Origin of the sequence: Bacillus cereus group sp. MYBK79-1, from assembly GCF_051915365.1 — a bacterium.
Classification (GTDB): Bacteria; Bacillota; Bacilli; order Bacillales; family Bacillaceae_G; genus Bacillus_A.
This window is the reverse complement of sequence record NZ_JBQAEO010000022.1, coordinates 1-18,528: the sequence shown is the minus strand read 5'-3', so window position 1 is coordinate 18,528 and position 18,528 is coordinate 1. Positions and strand designations below refer to the sequence as shown.

Genomic DNA, 18,528 nt, shown 5'->3' with positions numbered 1-18,528 from the left:
CTCTATAAGGTAACAGAGAAGGAGATTCTAGTATGATATATTGGCTATTATTACTCGTAACAATTATTTTTGAAGTAGCTGGAACAATTGCGATGAAATTATCGAATGGTTTAACAAAGCTCGTTCCAAGTGTACTTATTTTCGTATTTTATGGAATTTGTTTCAGCGTATTTGCTATCGTTGTCAAAAAGATTCATTTAAGTATCGCTTATGCTATTTGGTCTGGAGTAGGAACATTACTTATTACAATCATTAGCGTATATTTTTTTAAAGAGCACATTAGCTTATTTCAAGCGTTTTGTATTCTCTTTATCGTTTTAGGAGTAATTGGACTTAAGGTTTCATCGGCATCATAAAAGGCTATCTTCCGGTGTGGAAGATAGCCTTTTATTTGTATTAAAATGCCCAGTTACCTTTACGGAAGATTGGTTCATGTCTTCCATCATCTGTAATACCATCGATATCAAGCTCGGCTGATCCGATCATGAAGTCGTTATGTGTAATACTATTGTTTGCTCCGTTTTCAGCAAGTTCTTCTTTAGACATTGTTTTTCCACCAACTAAGTTGAAAGCATAAGCACTTCCGATTGCAAGGTGGCAAGATGCGTTTTCATCAAATAGCGTATTGTAGAATAAAATATTTGTGTTTGAAATTGGTGAGTCATGAGGTACTAACGCCACTTCTCCTAAGAAGTGAGAACCTTCATCTGTTTCTACTAAATGTTTTAAAGCCTCTCCACCAGTTTCAGCTTTATAGTCTACGATACGTCCGTTTTCAAATGTTAACGTGAAGTTATCGATAATGTTACCTGCAAATGCTAACGGTTTTGTGCTAGATACTTGACCGTTTACACCTGTTTTAAGCGGCATTGTAAATACTTCTTCAGTTGGAATGTTCGCCATAAATGGTACGTTCTTTTCATTTAAGCTACCAGCACCAGCCCATACATGCTTTTCTGGAAGTTCGATCGTTAAATCTGTTCCAGGGCCTGTATAGTGAAGAGCTTTATAATGTTTTTCGTTTAAGTAATCAACTTTTGTATGTAACGTTTCATCGTGTTCTTTCCATGCTTCCACAGGGTTTTCTAAGTCAGCACGAGTAGCTTTGAAAATAGCATCCCATAGTTTTGCTTCTTGTTCTTCTGGTGCAACGTCAGGGAATACTTTCGCAGCCCATTCTTTCGTAGGAACAGAAATGACACACCAGCTTACTTTATCAGCTTGTACGTAATCACGGTATACTTTCATTGCTTCACCAGCTACTTTATGAGCTGTTGCGATACGCGTTGCTTCTACACCTTTTAATAAATCAGGGTTTTCTGCATAAATAGACATAAATGCAGCGCCTTCTTTTGCTAATTCTTCACGAGCGTTTGCCTTCCAAGAAGGGAACTCAGCGAATGCTTCTTCAGGAGCTAGATCGAACTTTAAGCGTGTTAACGTCTCATCATTCCAATCCAGATATACGTGTTTTGCACCAGATTTATATGCTTTTTCTGTAACGAGGCGTACAAATTGTACAGCTTCAAGAGGTGCACTAATTGATAAAGTTTGTCCTGGTTGAATATTAACACCAACATTGACTGCAAGAGCAGCATATTTCTCTAACGTTTGTTCAAATGACATATGTATAATCTCCTTTAATTTGAAAGATTTCTTACTATATATAATACAAGAAAATTCAAAAAATATATATAAATATAGCGTAAAAAGAGAGCTCAAAATATATTGAGCTCTCATCGTTATTTAATCGAAGAAGCAAATTGTTCTACAGTCGTCGAATTGTGTATGCGAACACGCTTCATTTTTAACAACTCATCGGGTTCACCTTTTGTGATGAACTTTCCGGGTTTTGTTGTCGTCGCAAATTGATAATATTTCTTCGTTTCTGCAACGACTTTATCATCTACATGGCCGAATGGATAAGCAACTGCGATAACAGGCTTACCTGTTATTTTTTCTAGCTTTTCTTTCGATTCCTTTAATTCTTCTTCATAGTTTGTAATCTTCGGTAAGTCAGCATGTGTTGCAGTATGAGATTGCATAGAGAAAATGCCGGAATCAACCATTTCTTTTATGTCAGATGTAGAAAGTGATCCTTCTACATCAACGTTATCAACAATCATATATTCTGTTGCTGTAGGTTTAAACGTATCGTCTTTTAGTTTTTGTAAAACATGAAATGCATTCATATTATTTTTCATACCGTCATCAAATGTAACGAAGATAGGTTTATTTACTTTATTAATATCGCCCCAGCGTTCAAAAGTTAGTAATGTATAGCCGTTGTCCTTTAAATATTTCATTTGGGCTTCAAAGTTAGCAGGTGAGACGAATAAATCTTTAATGCCTTGTCCGTGATAATCATCGATTGCATGATACATAAGAACGGGAACCTTTTGCTCGAAAGTAATAGTAGATTTTGTGAGCGGAATGGTTTTCCCATCTTCTTTTATTCCTATTGCTTCAATTTGGAACTCACCGCGTTTTCCTTCAAATTCTTTTATGTCAAAAGGAAGTGAAAATTGCTTTTCTTTTTCTTTAGAAGACAAAGATTTAGCAGTTTCCTTTCCGTCAGCAGTGCGCCAAATTTTATATTGTACCTCAGTTAAAGGATCTTTTATAGCTGCCATGTGAATAGTAGTGTTAGTAGATTCATATGTAATTGGGTTATAAGCAATTTTCCCTTGTTCTTGTACGGTCACTTCTTGTTTTTTAGTTTCTTGAACCTTTTTCTCTTTTTTAGGCTCTTGACTTACATTGCTAGTAGTACAACCTGCTAGAATAGCAGACGTGCATAAAGCGATGGCTGCGTATTTTTTCATAAAATCACCTTCTATTGTGTATTATGTTGCATACTTATATTTAAAATCCCCACAGCTGTAAGAGCGGTGGGATTTACCCTTGTTTATCATATCATTTGAAGAAAATGAGGGGAATATGATTTTTAGGAGGAGCTATTAGGGCGCTAGATTAATGACTTTGAATCGATGTATTCTTTCGTTTCTTATTGGAATTGCTAATAATATAACCTACTACAAAAATGAGAGGAATAATAAATACATAGATAGGTATTCCCCATACATAATAGCTTTTCATGCTTAAAACTAGTAAATGTAAGAAGTCGAAAAGGGCGTGGGCTTTCATAATATCCTCCAATGTATTTTTTAAAAATTATAACATTGTTTATTTGCGATTTGTATATTTTGGTAAATGATTTAAGTTAATTTTAAAGTAAGAGAAAGGTCTATTAATATGAAATGCTGCATATATAAAGTAGTTTTTATTGAAATATCAGGATTTTGGACTATAATAAGAACCGATATAAATGTAAGCAAGAATGATGTACGGAGTGGAGAACAGAAATGAAATATAAAAAAATAGTATATATTCTTCTCGTATCGCTATTCATAGTTGGTTGTCAAAGTGAAATGAGTAAGGCGAATAGTGTAGAGGAGTATATTCCACCGCACCTTATGAATGCGGAAGTTACGGTGGATATTATGACGATTGAGATGGATCGTGATACCCGTAAAAAAGTAGAGGCTATTACTAAAAAAGTGAGAAATCATGTGGAAAATGATCAAGAATGGTATGTAAACTATATATCGGGGCATATAGATAAGCAGGTGAAACCGTATCATCCTAATTTTGGGGTTACGGAAGAAGAATATAACTTTTTTAGGAACGCCGTTGAGAATAGTAGTTTATCTAATACAAGTGACGGAAAACTACTATTTAAACAAAAAAGTAACCATGAGATAGAAATCGTTTCAAGTAAAAATCTAGAGCTATTTCGAAATATAGTAATTGATACGGAGAAAAATATAGTAAAAACTTCGTTTGGAGAATGTCAGTATGTTGGAGAAGAGAAAACACCTTTGAAACAAAAGATAACGGGCCCCTGGCATGGCAAGCAATGGATGCTAAAAGAACAAAATTTAATTTACTTATTTTCTTTGGGTAAACTTGAAGGAGAGAATAAATCCATTATTGATATTTCAGTAAAAGGTATACACGAAGGAAAGCTTATTAGTAAAGAGGAAGTAGTTGAATTTCGTTCGGTTTCATAAAGAATCAAAAAAACTACCTTACTTAAACAAGTAAGGTGGTTTTTTATTAAATAAACAATCCAGCGATTGTTGCAGATAAAATAGAAGCAAGTGTTGATGCAAATAGCATTTTCCAACCAAATTTCGATACGATGCTTCCTTGTTTTTCAGAAAGGGCGCGGATTGTCCCAACGATCGCACCAATTTGGCTAATACTTGCGAAGCTAATTAAGAATACTGTAACGATGCCAACTGTACGCGGAGATAATGTTGTTGCAACATCTTTTAAATCAAGGATTGCTACAAACTCGTTTAATACAATCTTCGTACCCATAATTCCACCAGCTGGGATAATATCTTGAGTTGGAATACCCATTAAGAATACGAATGGAGCAAGTATATAACCGAAGATTTGTTGTAAAGTAACAGCATATCCCATTGCACCTGAAGCTGCGCTAATTACGTAGTTTACAACTTCCATCACACCGATGAAGGCGATCATTAATGCGGCAACGATACCAGCTACTTTTAAACCATCAAGCGCACCGTTAATCATTGCGCCGATAAAGCTGTCTCCGAATAAAGTTCTATCAAATTTTTGAATCACTTCATCTTCTTTCTTCGTATCAACTGGTGTTAATAGCGAACAAACGATCAAGCTTGAGAATAAGTTTAGCGGAAGAGCTGCTAGTACATATTTCGCATCTAACATCATTACGTATGATGCTGTAACAGAAGCAGAAACGGAACTCATTGCAGAACAACAAATGATAAACATACGATTTTTGTTAAAATGTTGTAAATCGTTTTTAATAACGATTAACGCTTCACTTGAACCGAAGAATACAGAGTTTACTGCGTGGAATGACTCGACGCGTGGTAAACCAGTAATTTTTGAAATGGCACCGCCGACAACGCGAACGATGAATGGTAAAACACCTAAATAACTAAAGATAGAAAGTAGTGCTGAGAAAAATACGATAATTAATAGTACGTTTAAGAAAAAGACAAAATCTCTTTGAATTCCATTAAAGAGAAAATCGACACCTGTCGTACCAAGTTTAATTAGTTTGTTGAAAACTTTACCAATGAAAATAATGATTTGTTGACCAATCTTTGTGCCAAACATAAACCAACCGATTAAAATTTGAAAACCAATCATAATAGCAATTGCACGGAAGTTGATTTTACTTCTATTGTTTGACAAAGCAAAGCATAAACCCAAAACGACAAGAATACCGATAATGCTCATTACATATTGCATGTAGTTGCCCCTTTCAGAAGTTCGTATAAAGTTTGTACATAAAACGCTCGTTATATTACTAAAAATAAAACAAAGAGGTTTTATGTCATACGTAAGATGTCTGACCTTTTAGAAAAATGAAAATAAAAAAGACCCATATGGATTCACTTTCATCTATGAGAGAAAGCTAATCAATATGAGTCCTTTTTTGCACATAGGCTAATATTCATTAGTTTTCCCCATAGTCCAGCAATTTAAGGTTGCCGGGTAGAAACTCTCGATCCATATTATCGAGTATATATGAGGTAACATCGTCCGTATTAAATTAGTAGTAGCGTAACATTAACAGAGAACTATCGTCAATAGCTTTTTTTCTTCCGATAGAAATAGACCATATAAGTATGATAAAATGTAACGCAGTGTTATGAAAAAGAGAGGTCGGAAAATGAGTACAAAAATGACGCCACCAGTTGAGAAAAACGAGTTTATAGATGTAGTATTTGAAGATTTAACACATGATGGTGCCGGTGTTGCGAAAGTAAAAGGCTATCCTATTTTCGTTAAAAACGGATTACCAGGTGAAGAAGCACAAATTAAAATTATTAAAGTGAAGAAAAACTTCGCATTCGGTCGTGTAATGAAGCTTCATACAGAGAGCCCATATCGTAAAGATGCAGAATGCCCAGTGTACAATCAGTGCGGCGGTTGTCAGCTTCAGCACTTAACATATGAAGGACAATTACAAGCGAAAGAAAAACAAGTACGTGATGTTATGCAGCGCATCGGCGGATTAAGCGATGTTCCTGTTCACCCTGTACTTGGCATGAAAAATCCGTGGGTATACCGTAACAAAGCACAAGTACCAATTGGAGAACGTGAAGGCGGACTTGTGGCTGGTTTCTATCGCCAAGGAACACATGACATCATTAATATGGAATCATGTTTAATTCAGGCAGAAGAAAACGATACATTAATCCAGGAAGTAAAACGTATTTGTGAAAAATACGGTATTCCAGCGTACAACGAAGAGCGTAACAAAGGAACACTTCGCCACGTAATGGCACGCTATGGACAAGTAACAGGGGAAATTATGCTTGTCTTCATTACTCGTACAGCAGAATTACCAAACAAAAAAGCAATCATTGAAGAAATTGCTGCAAAATTCCCAGAAGTAAAATCGATTGTTCAAAACGTAAATACGAAACGTACAAACGTAATCTTCGGAGACACAACGACAGTACTGTACGGATCAGAATATATTTATGACTTTATCGGTGACATTAAATTTGCAATTTCAGCACGTTCATTCTATCAAGTAAACCCAGAACAAACGAAAGTGCTATACGATAAAACGTTAGAATATGCAAAATTAGATGGCAACGAAACAGTAATTGATGCCTATTGCGGAATTGGATCAATCTCCTTATTCCTAGCACAAAAAGCGAAAAAAGTGTACGGCGTTGAAATCGTCCCAGAAGCAATCGAAGACGCAAACCGAAACGCAGCACTAAACAACATGACAAACGCTGAATTTGGCGTAGGAGAAGCAGAAGTAGTCATTCCAAAATGGTACAAAGAAGGCGTAATCGCTGACACAATGGTCGTAGATCCACCACGTAAAGGTTGTGATGAGGCACTACTAAACACAATCATCGACATGAAACCAAAACGCGTCGTATACGTATCATGTAACCCAGCAACATTAGCACGAGACTTAAAAGTACTAGAAGAAGGCGGATATAAAACGCAAGAAGTACAGCCTGTTGATATGTTCCCGCATACGACTCATGTGGAGTGTGTAGCTTGGCTTAAGTTGGTATAATAGGAAAGCAGTTGATATAGGAAAATCTATACCATCTGCTTTTTGGTTTATTGAGAGTTTGAAATTGTATTCATAGTGAGAGGATTTGAATTTGAAATGATAGATAATTTTTGGCGTGATTTACCACGACCATTTTTCGTACTTGCACCAATGGAAGATGTGACAGACGTTGTTTTCCGTCACGTAGTAAGTGAGGCTGGTCGCCCAGACGTATTCTTCACAGAGTTCACAAACTCGGATAGCTATTGTCATCCAGAAGGTATGAAAAGTGTACGTGGCCGTTTAATTTTTACTGAAGATGAACAGCCGATGGTGGCGCATATTTGGGGAGATAATCCTGAATATTTCCGTCAAATGAGTATTGGTATGGCAGAGTTAGGATTTAAAGGCATCGATATTAATATGGGTTGCCCAGTACCGAACGTAGCATCAAGAGGAAAAGGTAGTGGTCTTATTCTACGCCCAGATGTTGCGGCAGAACTTATCCAAGCGGCAAAGGCAGGCGGACTACCTGTCAGCGTAAAAACAAGACTTGGCTTTAAAGAATTAAGTGAGTGGGAAGATTGGTTAACACACATTTTCAAACAAGACATTGCAAACCTTTCTATTCACTTACGTACAAGAGAAGAAATGAGCCAAGTGGATGCGCACTGGGAGCTAATTCCGGAAATTAAAAAATTACGTGATCGTATTGCACCAAATACGCTTATAACAATAAATGGAGATATCCCTGACCGTAAAACAGGGCTGGAGCTTGCTGAAAAATACGGCATTGATGGCGTAATGATCGGACGAGGCATCTTTAAAAATCCATTTGCTTTCGAAAAAGAACCGAGAGAGCATAGCAGTAAAGAACATTTAGATCTTTTAAGACTACAACTTGATCTTCAAGATCAATATGCAGAAGTATTACCACGCTCTATCACAGGACTACATCGCTTCTTCAAAATTTATGTAAAAGGCTTCCCCGGAGCTGCTGAACTAAGAAATCAATTGATGAGCACGAAATCAACAGATGAAGTGCGTACATTGCTTGATAAGTTTGAGGCGAGTGTGAATAAGGATGGGGATAGTGAAACAGTGTAACTTTTAAGAGTTACACTGTTTCATTTTAATTAAGGTGAGCCGTACGATAAGTAAGAGCGGTATTCTATGTAAAACAAGGGTAAGAAAAGAATACAGGAGAAAATTGAAAATGGCAGGTTGGTCTGATTTTCACTGATAGTATCATGTTTATTTTATTATGCCTATAATTGGAGGCCATGTGAATGTTAAGTGATCAGGCGAGATATTCTAGGCTCGCGAATATAACGAAAATAATAAATACAAAATTAGAACTACGTGAAGTATTGCAGCGTGTAACTATGGCGATATCAGAGGAGATTGTTAAGTGCAACGCTGTTGGAATTTATTTGCCTCAGGAAGATGGAACATTTAGAGGGTTTGCAGGAAAACCAGAGACTATAAATGGCGTAACGCTCGATACGCAGGTAATTGATCCTGAAATAGACTTACTGGCAAAAGAAGTTATTGAAACAAAAAAAACTATTTATATTCCTGATACCTCAAAGGATCACCGGCCAGATCCGAGGCCAGTTGCTGCGTTCAAAATTAAGTCCTTATTAGCCCTGCCCATTTCATTTGGTCAAGAGTTATTTGGTCTGGTTTTTTTATTTGATTATGGAGTTCCAATGAACTTAACAGATTCAGAAATTCAAAGTGTTGAAGCTTATGTAAATATGGCTGCGGTCGCAATTCAAAACGCAAATAATTTAACACAAAAGGAAAACCTTATTGCCGAGAAGCAGCTGTTACTAAATGCTACCCGTGATTTATCAATGTGTTCCTCGGTACAGGAGAGTTTTGATAAATGTTTTTTTTACTTAGGACAGATTTTAGATAGTAAAAACATGGCTGCCCACCTTTTAGACCCGCTAGACAAACCAATGATTAAAACAACGAAGTTAAGCAAGGATTGTGATTGGATCGAAACGGATTGGATGGAGAAAAGCTATGAAGCCAAGATCCAAGAGGTTATTCAAACAAAAAATATAGATAGTAAGGGTCTACTGATGATTCCATTGGTTTCAATGGGAGAAGTATTAGGGGTAATTGTTGTTGGCAAAGAGGGAGAAGCTCATAATTACGATAATTCCCAAATACAACTGGCAAAATCTATCGTTGATGCCACAGCTCCTACGTTTTCAAACTTGTTATATATGGATCAACTTGAAAGTATGGTGGAAGAGCGAACGAGAGAACTAGCTGCTGCTAATGAAAAAGTTACGAGTGTGATTGAAAGTATTACGGATGGATTCTTTACTTTAAATAATAGATGGGAATTTACGTACGTAAATAAGCATCAATATATTCCGCAAAGAAAAACAGCAAAAGATGTATTAGGCAAGAATATATGGGAGGTTTTCCTGAATAGCGCCGACGAAGTTATGTATAAGGAACTTCATCGTGCAATGTCAGAGCGAACTACAGTTTATTTCGAATTTTTTTCTACCGCTGATGAATATTGGCACGAAGTTATTGCATACCCGTATGATGATGGTATTTGTTGTATTTTTAAAAACATAACGGAAAAAAAGCAATATGAGCAGGAATTGAAAAGGTTAGCCAACATAGATTTAATAGGGCAAATGGCAGCAGGTATTAGCCATGAGATTAGAAATCCAATGACAACAGTACGAGGATTTTTGCAGTTATTAAAAGAAGAGCCCACCTATGAGAAACATAATAAGTACTTTAATTTAATGATTGAAGAACTGGATCGTGCCAATTCTATTATTACTGAATTTCTCTCAATGGGTAATACAAAGAAATCGGATTTGCAGATGTTAGATTTAAATTCAATTATCCACGATATTACCCCTTTAATAAAGATTGATACGTATAATCAAAATAAATATATTCAAATCGATACAAATGACATTCCGGAATTACTTTTAAATCGTAATGAGATACGGCAATTATTAATAAACCTATATCGTAATGGCTTAGAAGCGATGAGCACAGAAAAATTTCTAACCATTAGCACCTACAAGGAAGGTCAAAATTGTGTGGTGCTTGCAGTACAAGATCAAGGAAAAGGTATCAGGCCAGAAGTATTAGAGAAACTGGGTACGCCATTTTTCACGACTAAAGATAATGGAACAGGATTGGGATTAGGTATATGTTATGCCATTGCTGCCCGTCATAATGCAAAAATAGAAATTCAAACAGGATCGGAAGGCACGACTTTTTTTGTTAAATTTAGTTATGAAAATAATGAATAATAACCTCATACTAGTTACAGTGAACCGTTCCATAAATATTTATGTTTAAGTTGCATAAAAAGAAATGGACAAACCTATATCAGGTTCGTCCATTTTTCAAATGCGATAATTAATAGTAAATTATTCCAGAGGTTTCGTTCATCATCTTTATAACCAATCAGATAATTCAATATTGGTTTCCTTTCATAGTAACTCTAGTATTATTATAATTCACTTGGTTTAAAGTGCCCAAACAACATATGTTGCTGTTTTAAAATTCCTCCACAATCATTAATCCACCTAAGACTACAAAACATGCCCTTAAAATGTTAAAGTAGTAACTTAACGACATTCATTTACACATGCTAAAAGCATTACGATAATCAACATTTCAGGAGGCAAAACAATGGCAATGAGCAACAACGATATATTAAAAAGAGTAAGATACGCTTTAGATATAAGAGATATAGATATGGTAGAAATCTTTAAACTTGGCGGAATGGAAGTAACGAAAGAAGACGTAGTTGATATGCTTACAAAAATAAAGAGAGCGCCTCAGCATGAAGCTGAAAATGATGAGGTAGCTGAAGATGAGTACGTATTAACATGCGATATGATGATGTTAGAAGCATTTTTCAATGGATTTATTACTTTAAAAAGAGGGAAGCAAGATCCGAAACCAGGACAACCGGCACCTGTACAAAGCAAAGAGAGTGCTAACAACCTTCTTCTAAAGAAAATGAAAATCGCACTATCATTAACGAGTGAGGATGTACTTGATATATTAGATAGCGTAGGCGTTACGGTGACTAAGGGAGAACTAGGCGCTCTGTTAAGAAAAAAAGGCCATAAAAATTATAAAGAGTGCGGCGATAGATACGCAAGGAATTTCATTAAGGGATTAGGTGTAAAGTATAGAGGGTAATGGGTCCGTTAAAGTGGTAAATGATATAATAGGTAGAGTAGGGCGTTCGTGTCCTATTCTTTTTTATTTGTAAAATAATACACTAGGTGATGAAATGGTACATACATATTTAGGTGAAACGATTAATTTTCATATAACTTATAAAAAGAAAAAGTCGGTGCGTCTTTTTGTAGATTCGTACGGAAATGTGGAAGTGCAGGCTCCAAAGGGAACACCTGTTGAATACTTAGTCCAGTTGCTAGAGGAGAAATGGGATTGGATTCAGAAAACACGTAAGGAAATGCAAGAGCGAGTGCTTGGACCACAGGAAAAGGATTATGATCAAGGAGAGGGCTTTCTGTATTTAGGAAATACGTATCCGATACAGATCTCCCAAGATGCAAGTATTACGCAAGACAATGCAGTGTTTGAAGGGAATAAGCTACATATTTATGTGAAAGAGCTTAAGGATGAGAAAATACAACAAGCGTTAAAACGATTTTACTATAAGCAGTGTAAGTCATTAGTAGAGAAGAGTATTAAAGTGCATCAAAGTAACTTCAAAACAAAACCTCGTTCTATTCGTATTACAGATAGTAGTCGTACGTGGGGAACTTGCGATTCAAATTTACAGCTAACATTCAATTGGAAACTAGCGATGGCACCACAGCGAGTAATTGATTATGTAGTTGTCCATGAAATGTGTCATATGGTTCATTTAAATCATGATCGCTCTTTTTGGCGTCTTGTCGGGAAGATAATGCCTGATTATAAGGAAATGGAGAATTGGTTAGCGTTATCTAGTTGGAAGATGACGGTTTAGTGGTGCGCCGATATATCTCGAAAATCGCTGATATAATTGGAGTTGCGCCGATATATCTCAAAAATAGCTGATATAATTGGAGTTGCGCCGATATATCTCGAAAATCGCTGATATAATTGGAATTGCGCCGATATATCTCGAAAATCGCTGATATAATTGGGATTGCAATCGATATATCCAATGAAGAAAAGTAAAAGGAGATGTCACAGCAGACATCTCCTTTTTTGGCGTAGCAATTATCGTCCAAATTTCACAACAAAATCTTCGTCTACTTTCTCCATTTCATACCCACGATAACCGTCCGAAAGTAAAGCTTGCTGTCCAACAGCATCATTCATCGGAACGATCTTAACATCCGTCCAATCTCTTTCCTTGTCCTCCCGTAATTCCTTCACAAAAATATATCGCATACTCCCACCATATTTCTCTTTCAATGCAGCAATCTCCATTCCTTGCGCAAATTTATCCTTCAAACTTGGAATGTTAAAAGGGGCAACGGTGCAGCAAACATAGTCGTATTTGCTATCTTCTTTTTGTAATTCATCCATAATAACTGTAGCTAATATTTTTTGCATCCCATTTCCTCGGCTGTTCGGGTGAACATTTGAGATTTCTTGATAGATGACGCGATGTAGTTCGCTTTCTAGTATGCCAATATCAAGCCCTAAATGTTCTTCGTCGATAGGAGGGACGAGTAGGGCACGAAATGCGATGAGTTCGTTTTCGATAAAAGCACCAATCATCATGCCGTTTCCTTCTAGAATGTATTGAAATTCTTCTAAAGAGAGTGGTTGTAAGCGACTTTTATCTTCTAGCGCTTCAACTACAACGTTTTGTAGTGATAAGATTTGCTCGATGTTCTCTAGTGATAGTAATGTAACGTGAAATGTCTCGTTATTTTGTTTTAATGGTCCTTTGTATAGAACTGTCATGCGTTAGTCCTCCTTTAGCGTACAACGTCTTGAAAGACGGTTAGTTCTTGTAATGTATCTTCATTTATTTCAATGCCGAGTCCTGGCTTTTCGTTTAAGCGAATAAATGGTACGTCGTAATGTAAGTTTCCGATGTCTTTCGTGAACTTTAATGGACCTGTAAGTTCAACGCTCGTAATGATTTTTTTCGAAAAAGCAACATGGAATCCTGCGGAAGAGGCAACAGATGATTCGACCATGGATCCAACTTGGCATTCAATGCCTGCCATTTCTGCTTGATGAGCGAGTTTTACAGCGGGATATATGCCGCCGCATTTCATTAGTTTTATGTTCACTTTATCAGCCGCGTCTAATTTAATGATTTGGCGCATTTCACGAGAACCTTTTAATCCTTCATCAATCATAAGCGGAAGGTCTGTTTTAGAACGAATGTGAGCCATTGCGTCAATATCGTCTGCGACAACAGGCTGTTCAATCCAGTCGATGTTTACATGACCTAATGAACGAAGTGCGGTTAATGTGTTTGCGCTATTTTTCCAACCTTGGTTTACATCAACGCGAATAGCGATATCATTTCCTACACGTTCACGTACCGCTTCAATTCGTTTTACATCTTCTATTACATTTGTACCGACTTTCATTTTGAAAGATTGGTAACCTTTTTGAATCATGGAAGCAGCTTCTTCAGCCATGTCTTCTGGGGCTGCGATACTTAAGACGTGAGTGACAGGGAAGTCTTTATGATAGCGTCCGCCAATTAATTGATATACAGGTTGATTTAGTTTTTTGCCCATTATATCAAAACAAGCAATATCAATCGCGGCCTTCGCAGTAGGCACACCGTAAATTGTATTGTCCATCATATCGTGTATTTTCTCGATATTCATTGGATTTTTCCCAATAAGAGCAGGAGCAAGTGTATGTTTTAAAGTATGGAAAGTACTTTCCCATGATTCGCCTGTAACGTGATCATCAGCAACGCCTTCACCGTAACCGATCATGCCTTCATCTGTTTCCATTTTGACGATAATAGAAGGCATATCAGAATAAGAACCATAACTAATAACAAACGGATCGCGAAGTGGTAAACGAATTGCGTAAAGGTGAATAGCTGTAATTTTCATTGGATAGAGACCCCTTCCTGTTTACAATAGTTTTGTACATTTGATATAGTTGACGTTAAATAGTCGTTAATTAATGATAAGGAGTTAGAGAAATGATGATAAAAATTGCAGTTGTCGGTTCAAAGGAGTTCATGGAGAATCTTTTACCTATTGCTCATAAACTAGAAGAAATAGAGATTGATCCATATATTTACCTTCATCCGGCAGAATCTTCTGAACTATTAAAGCGTTTAAAGCCTTGTGATTCCATCTTTTTCTCAGGTGCTTTACCTTATTATATGGCAAAAGAAATAAGAGAACAATTACGAATTCCAAGTACGTACTTACAGCAAGACGAGACAACTGTCGCATCTTCCATTCTTTCTGTCATGTATCACCGAGGAATTCACCCACATAAAATTTCAATTGATTTAGTAGACCGCTCATTCATTACAAATGTGTTCCATGATATTGGTATAAAAGAAAATCCACAAGTGTTAGATTATGAAAATATGCTGTGGAGTAAAGAAGAAATAAATAGAGTTACGGATTTTCATATAGCTAAATATCAAGCAGGAGAAGCTCATTTAGCTTTAACTAGTATTCATGCTGTCTATGATGAACTTCAAAAAATAGGTATTCCTTCAGAGCGTATGATAGATCCGAAGCAATCCATTATACATGGGTTAAAAGATGCAAAAATAAAAGCTGAGTTAGCAAAAAGCCACTCAGCTACTGTCGGTGCTTGTATGATTACTTCTTTAGAATTACGACAAGGTTTGCTTGAGCAATTAGATGTCATTTCAAAAGAACTACGTGGTTCATTTAAAAAAGTTGATGAAATGACGTTCATTTTGTATACGACTCGTGGTGATATTGAATCGATTATAAAAACAAATATGATAAATAATTTATTTGCAAGTATAGAAGGAACGATAGCTATTGGATTTGGTTACGGAAAAACTGTGAAGGAAGCGGAGCAAAATGCTAAAATCGCTCAAAGTTTCGCGAAGAATAATCCAATAGACCACTGCTTTTATATACTAACAAGTGATAAAGAACTATTTGGCCCGTTCCCGAAAGAACAGAGAGTACAAAGTTTGAAGAATGACAACCCAGAACTCATGAAAATAGCGAAGGAAACGAAGCTTAGTCCAGCCAACTTGTCAAAAATTATTCAATTTAGTCAATCACATCCGTCATTGAAGTTTACAGCAGCAGATCTTTCTGAATACTTACAAGTGACTCGCCGATCAACAGAAAGGTTATTAAAGAAACTAGTTGATTATGGGTATGCTCATATTTGCGGCGAGGAAATGCCCTATCAACAAGGACGCCCTCGCGCAATATATGAACTGAATTTACCGTTATCTTTAAGCTTCTAGTTGAGCCTTTTGTTTTTTTAGTAGTTCTGCTTTTTCAATGTCAGATAGTTTCGTAATTGTGAGACCAGTTATGCCATAAATGATTGAAATAATAGGTACGATGAAATTCAAAATAGCATAAGGAGCATATTCGAATGCGCCAACTCCAAGTGTTGCAAGTATAAATACACCACATGTATTCCAAGGTACGAAAACAGAAGTTAATGTTCCGCCATCTTCTAATGCTCTGGATAAATTTTTAGAATGTAGTCCTTTTTCTGTGTATGCATTTGCGTACATTCTTGAAGGAACAACAATCGAAATATATTGTTCAGAGCAAGTAAGGTTTGTTGCAAAGCAAGATGCGATAGTAGAAGCGATAAGTCCTTTTGCTGATGTCGCTAATTTTAAAATTTGATTTACAATTGAGCGAAGAATACCAGTATGTTCTAGTACTCCTCCGAAAGTCATAGCGACAATTGTCATAGAAACTGTATTCATCATCGAATCTAAGCCACCGCGGTTAAAAAGTTCATCTACTAGCTTGTTGCCAGTATCTATGACAAATCCATTTTGGAGTGCACCGACAGAGGCGGAGACAGAACCACCTTGAATAAAGACTTGTGATAAAAATCCTAAAATAATACCTACGAGAATAGCTGGGATCGCAGGAACCTTTTTAGCGACCAATACCATAACGACTACAGGTATAATTAATAGGAAAGGTGAGATAACAAAGTTTTGTTGCAATACTTGTAACGTTTGATCGATACTTTTTGCATCAATATTGTTAGCGCCGAAGCTTCTTCCTAAGAACGCATAAACGATAAGAGTAATAATTAAACCTGGAATTGTAGTAAATAACATATGACGAATATGTGTGAATAAATCTGTATTTGTTAATCCTGCGGCTAAGTTTGTCGTGTCTGAAAGCGGTGACATTTTATCGCCGAAATAAGAACCAGAAATGATAGCACCGGCAACCATTGGAGCTGGGATTCCCATACTTAGGCCAATTCCCATTCCTGCAACACCAATTGTTCCCATTGTAGACCAAGAGCTACCGATAGCTAATGCAACAATAGAACAAATAATTGTAATTGAAACTAAAAATAGTGATGGAGTTAAAAGATTTAAACCATAATAAATCATTGTTGCGACGATTCCGCCGCCAATCCAAGCACCGATCGTTAAACCTACTAGAATAATGATAACGATAGCGGGTAATGCGAGACGAATTCCTTTATACATTGCTTCTTCAATATCGTGCCATTTGTAACCGTAACGCCAAGCGACGATAGAAGCAACGGTTGTACCGATAATAAGTGGGACGTGAGGGCTTTGTTTTAATACAACAATTGTAACCATCATAACTGCAACTGTAATAATAATAGGGATTATTGCTATTCCAAAAGGTATTTCTTTTTTCATAAACTGCCTCCTCATTATGTATGTTTGTATTTTTTAGAATTGTCGCAAAATAGACGTTATTAAATTATAATAACTAAAAATTGATATGAGCGTCAATAAAAAACAGAAAATAAGAAATGTTCTATCGTTATAAAGTGAGTGGAAATAAGCTGTCGATCGTATTAAAAAAATAAACAATTGACTTTTTTCTTAAAATTCAATATGTTCATAAAAACATCTGTTTTTCATAAGTATAATTAACCTGAATGGTTTTGGAATTTGGGAAGGAGAATGTAGCTTTGAAAACATTAGAACTACAAGAGCGGTTAACTGAAATTTTTCAGCATTTACATGAAAACCCTGAAGTGAGCTGGAAAGAGTATGAAACGACAGCGTATATTACTAACTTTTTAAAAGAAGAAGGAATTTCATATAAAATATTTGATGATTGCCCAGGCGTGATTGCTGAATTTGGAAGCGGAAATCCAGTTGTTGCGATTCGTGCCGATATGGATGCACTATGGCAAGAAGTGGACGGAGAATTTAAAGCGAATCATTCATGTGGTCACGATGCTCATATGACAATTGTAATGGGGCTTATTTTACAATTGAAAAATACGAGATGGGATAGTGGAACGGTTAGGTTTATTTTTCAGCCGGCAGAGGAAAAGGGAAATGGCTCTTTAAAGATGGTAGAGAAGGGTGCCGTGGATGATGCTGACTTCTTATTTGGCGTTCATCTAAGACCGATTGAAGAACTACCTTTGAAACAAGCTGCCCCATCTATTCGTCACGGAGCAGCAGGATTTTTAGAAGGAACGATTCATGGAGATGATGCACATGGGGCACGCCCGCATCAAGGGATAAATGCAATTGATGTCATTTCTATGATCAATATCGGTTTGAAAAACATATGGCTACCACCGCAAAGTTCCTATTCAGTAAAGATGACGAGGTGCCAAGCTGGTGGGGATAATTTAAATATTATTCCGGGGAACGGCCATTTTAGTTTAGATGTTAGGGCAGAGAGTAATACATTATTAGAAGAATTGAAGAAAAAAATAGAACATGTAATAGAATCTGCCGCATCGATGGGATCAAAAACTTCATATAAATGGATTGATCTCGCACCAGGAGCTGAAGTTTCAGAAGAAGCTGAGCGCTTTATGCGAAAAGGCATTCTTGAAGTATACGGGGAAGAGGGGTGCACTGGACCGCTGTATACGACAGGAAGCGATGATTTCCATTACTACACAGTGAAGAGACCACATTTAAAAGCTGTCATGCTTGGACTAGGGGCTAACCTACAACCTGGATTACACCATCCGTATATGAAGTTCGATCATAGTTGTATTATGGATGGGGTAGAAATATTGAAACAAACTGTATTGAAAGTATTAGAGGACAGGAGCTAGAGAGCTCCTGTTTTTTTGTAGGAATTTGTCGGTAAGTCGATATCTCTTGTCGAAACGTCGATATATTGAAAAAATCATTGATATATTGGTTCCGTCAAGAAGTCTGTGTAAATTGTTGGGGTTCAGTACATTGGTTTATCCAGTTTATAATTATTTGGTGTGGGAACAGTGAAGCTAGCTTCACTGTTCCCACACCA

At 36.6% G+C, this 18,528-nt stretch carries 15 protein-coding genes and 1 riboswitch; of the genes, 9 read left to right on the top strand and 6 right to left on the bottom strand.

The features are described from left to right. Positions 1-32 precede the first annotated feature (32 nt). The gene (locus ACTFOB_RS23720; RefSeq protein WP_048529395.1) at positions 33-356 is read left to right on the top strand and encodes a DMT family transporter; all 324 of its coding nucleotides are present in this window, start codon (positions 33-35) and stop codon (positions 354-356) included. Positions 357-396: 40 nt separating this feature from the next. Here the strand turns inward: ACTFOB_RS23720 and ACTFOB_RS23715 are convergent, their stop codons facing one another. Both ACTFOB_RS23715 and ACTFOB_RS23710 read right to left on the bottom strand, forming a co-directional pair. Beyond that, positions 397-1,626, bottom strand: coding sequence for an aminopeptidase (locus ACTFOB_RS23715; RefSeq protein ID WP_440029696.1), 1,230 nt, complete (start codon positions 1,624-1,626; stop codon positions 397-399). A 116-nt stretch (positions 1,627-1,742) separates the two neighbouring features. Further along, positions 1,743-2,825, bottom strand: a complete 1,083-nt coding sequence (locus ACTFOB_RS23710; RefSeq protein WP_440029694.1) for a polysaccharide deacetylase family protein — start codon at positions 2,823-2,825, stop codon at positions 1,743-1,745. A gap of 540 nt (positions 2,826-3,365) precedes the next feature. Here ACTFOB_RS23710 and ACTFOB_RS23705 point away from each other — a divergent pair. After that, entirely contained in the window at positions 3,366-4,073 is a 708-nt protein-coding gene (locus ACTFOB_RS23705; RefSeq protein ID WP_440029692.1) for a hypothetical protein, read from the top strand. 46 nt (positions 4,074-4,119) lie between these two features. Here ACTFOB_RS23705 and ACTFOB_RS23700 read toward each other — a convergent pair whose 3' ends face one another. Beyond that, on the bottom strand, positions 4,120-5,316 hold the full coding sequence (locus ACTFOB_RS23700) for a NupC/NupG family nucleoside CNT transporter (RefSeq protein ID WP_151633937.1): 1,197 nt from the start codon (positions 5,314-5,316) through the stop codon (positions 4,120-4,122). Positions 5,317-5,517: 201 nt separating this feature from the next. Then, a riboswitch (purine riboswitch) is annotated at positions 5,518-5,619 on the bottom strand. Positions 5,620-5,740: 121 nt separating this feature from the next. Between ACTFOB_RS23700 and rlmD the strand changes: the two genes are divergently transcribed. The 5 genes from rlmD (at position 5,741) to ACTFOB_RS23675 (ending at position 12,107) form a co-directional block, all read left to right on the top strand. Beyond that, complete coding sequence (gene rlmD / locus ACTFOB_RS23695) at positions 5,741-7,117, top strand: 23S rRNA (uracil(1939)-C(5))-methyltransferase RlmD (RefSeq protein WP_440029690.1); 1,377 nt, start codon at positions 5,741-5,743, stop codon at positions 7,115-7,117. 96 nt (positions 7,118-7,213) lie between these two features. Continuing rightward, complete coding sequence (locus ACTFOB_RS23690; protein WP_440029688.1) at positions 7,214-8,203, top strand: tRNA dihydrouridine synthase; 990 nt, start codon at positions 7,214-7,216, stop codon at positions 8,201-8,203. A gap of 182 nt (positions 8,204-8,385) precedes the next feature. Beyond that, positions 8,386-10,401, top strand: coding sequence for an ATP-binding protein (locus ACTFOB_RS23685; protein ID WP_440029685.1), 2,016 nt, complete (start codon positions 8,386-8,388; stop codon positions 10,399-10,401). Positions 10,402-10,786: 385 nt separating this feature from the next. Beyond that, on the top strand, positions 10,787-11,305 hold the full coding sequence (locus ACTFOB_RS23680; RefSeq protein WP_144615458.1) for a DUF1456 family protein: 519 nt from the start codon (positions 10,787-10,789) through the stop codon (positions 11,303-11,305). 94 nt (positions 11,306-11,399) lie between these two features. Then, positions 11,400-12,107, top strand: a complete 708-nt coding sequence (locus tag ACTFOB_RS23675; RefSeq protein ID WP_440029682.1) for a M48 family metallopeptidase — start codon at positions 11,400-11,402, stop codon at positions 12,105-12,107. Between the two features lie 236 nt (positions 12,108-12,343). On the opposite strand, the gene ACTFOB_RS23670 is transcribed toward ACTFOB_RS23675, so the two are convergent. Both ACTFOB_RS23670 and ACTFOB_RS23665 read right to left on the bottom strand, forming a co-directional pair. After that, positions 12,344-13,039 carry a GNAT family N-acetyltransferase gene (locus ACTFOB_RS23670; protein WP_440030119.1) on the bottom strand — a complete coding sequence of 232 codons (696 nt, stop codon included), beginning with the start codon at positions 13,037-13,039 and terminating at the stop codon, positions 12,344-12,346. Positions 13,040-13,053: 14 nt separating this feature from the next. Then, entirely contained in the window at positions 13,054-14,163 is a 1,110-nt protein-coding gene (locus ACTFOB_RS23665; RefSeq protein ID WP_440030117.1) for a mandelate racemase/muconate lactonizing enzyme family protein, read from the bottom strand. A 92-nt stretch (positions 14,164-14,255) separates the two neighbouring features. On the opposite strand from ACTFOB_RS23665, the gene ACTFOB_RS23660 reads away from it, so the two are divergent. Beyond that, a complete protein-coding gene (locus ACTFOB_RS23660; protein ID WP_440030115.1) occupies positions 14,256-15,527 on the top strand; it encodes a transcriptional regulator in 1,272 nt (423 codons plus the stop codon). Here ACTFOB_RS23660 and nhaC read toward each other — a convergent pair. After that, the gene (gene nhaC, locus ACTFOB_RS23655; RefSeq protein WP_440030113.1) at positions 15,516-16,937 is read right to left on the bottom strand and encodes a Na+/H+ antiporter NhaC; all 1,422 of its coding nucleotides are present in this window, start codon (positions 16,935-16,937) and stop codon (positions 15,516-15,518) included. The genes ACTFOB_RS23660 and nhaC overlap by 12 nt on opposite strands. A gap of 278 nt (positions 16,938-17,215) precedes the next feature. On the opposite strand from nhaC, the gene ACTFOB_RS23650 reads away from it, so the two are divergent. Continuing rightward, a complete protein-coding gene (locus ACTFOB_RS23650; RefSeq protein WP_440030111.1) occupies positions 17,216-18,331 on the top strand; it encodes a M20 peptidase aminoacylase family protein in 1,116 nt (371 codons plus the stop codon). Positions 18,332-18,528: the final 197 nt, after the last annotated feature.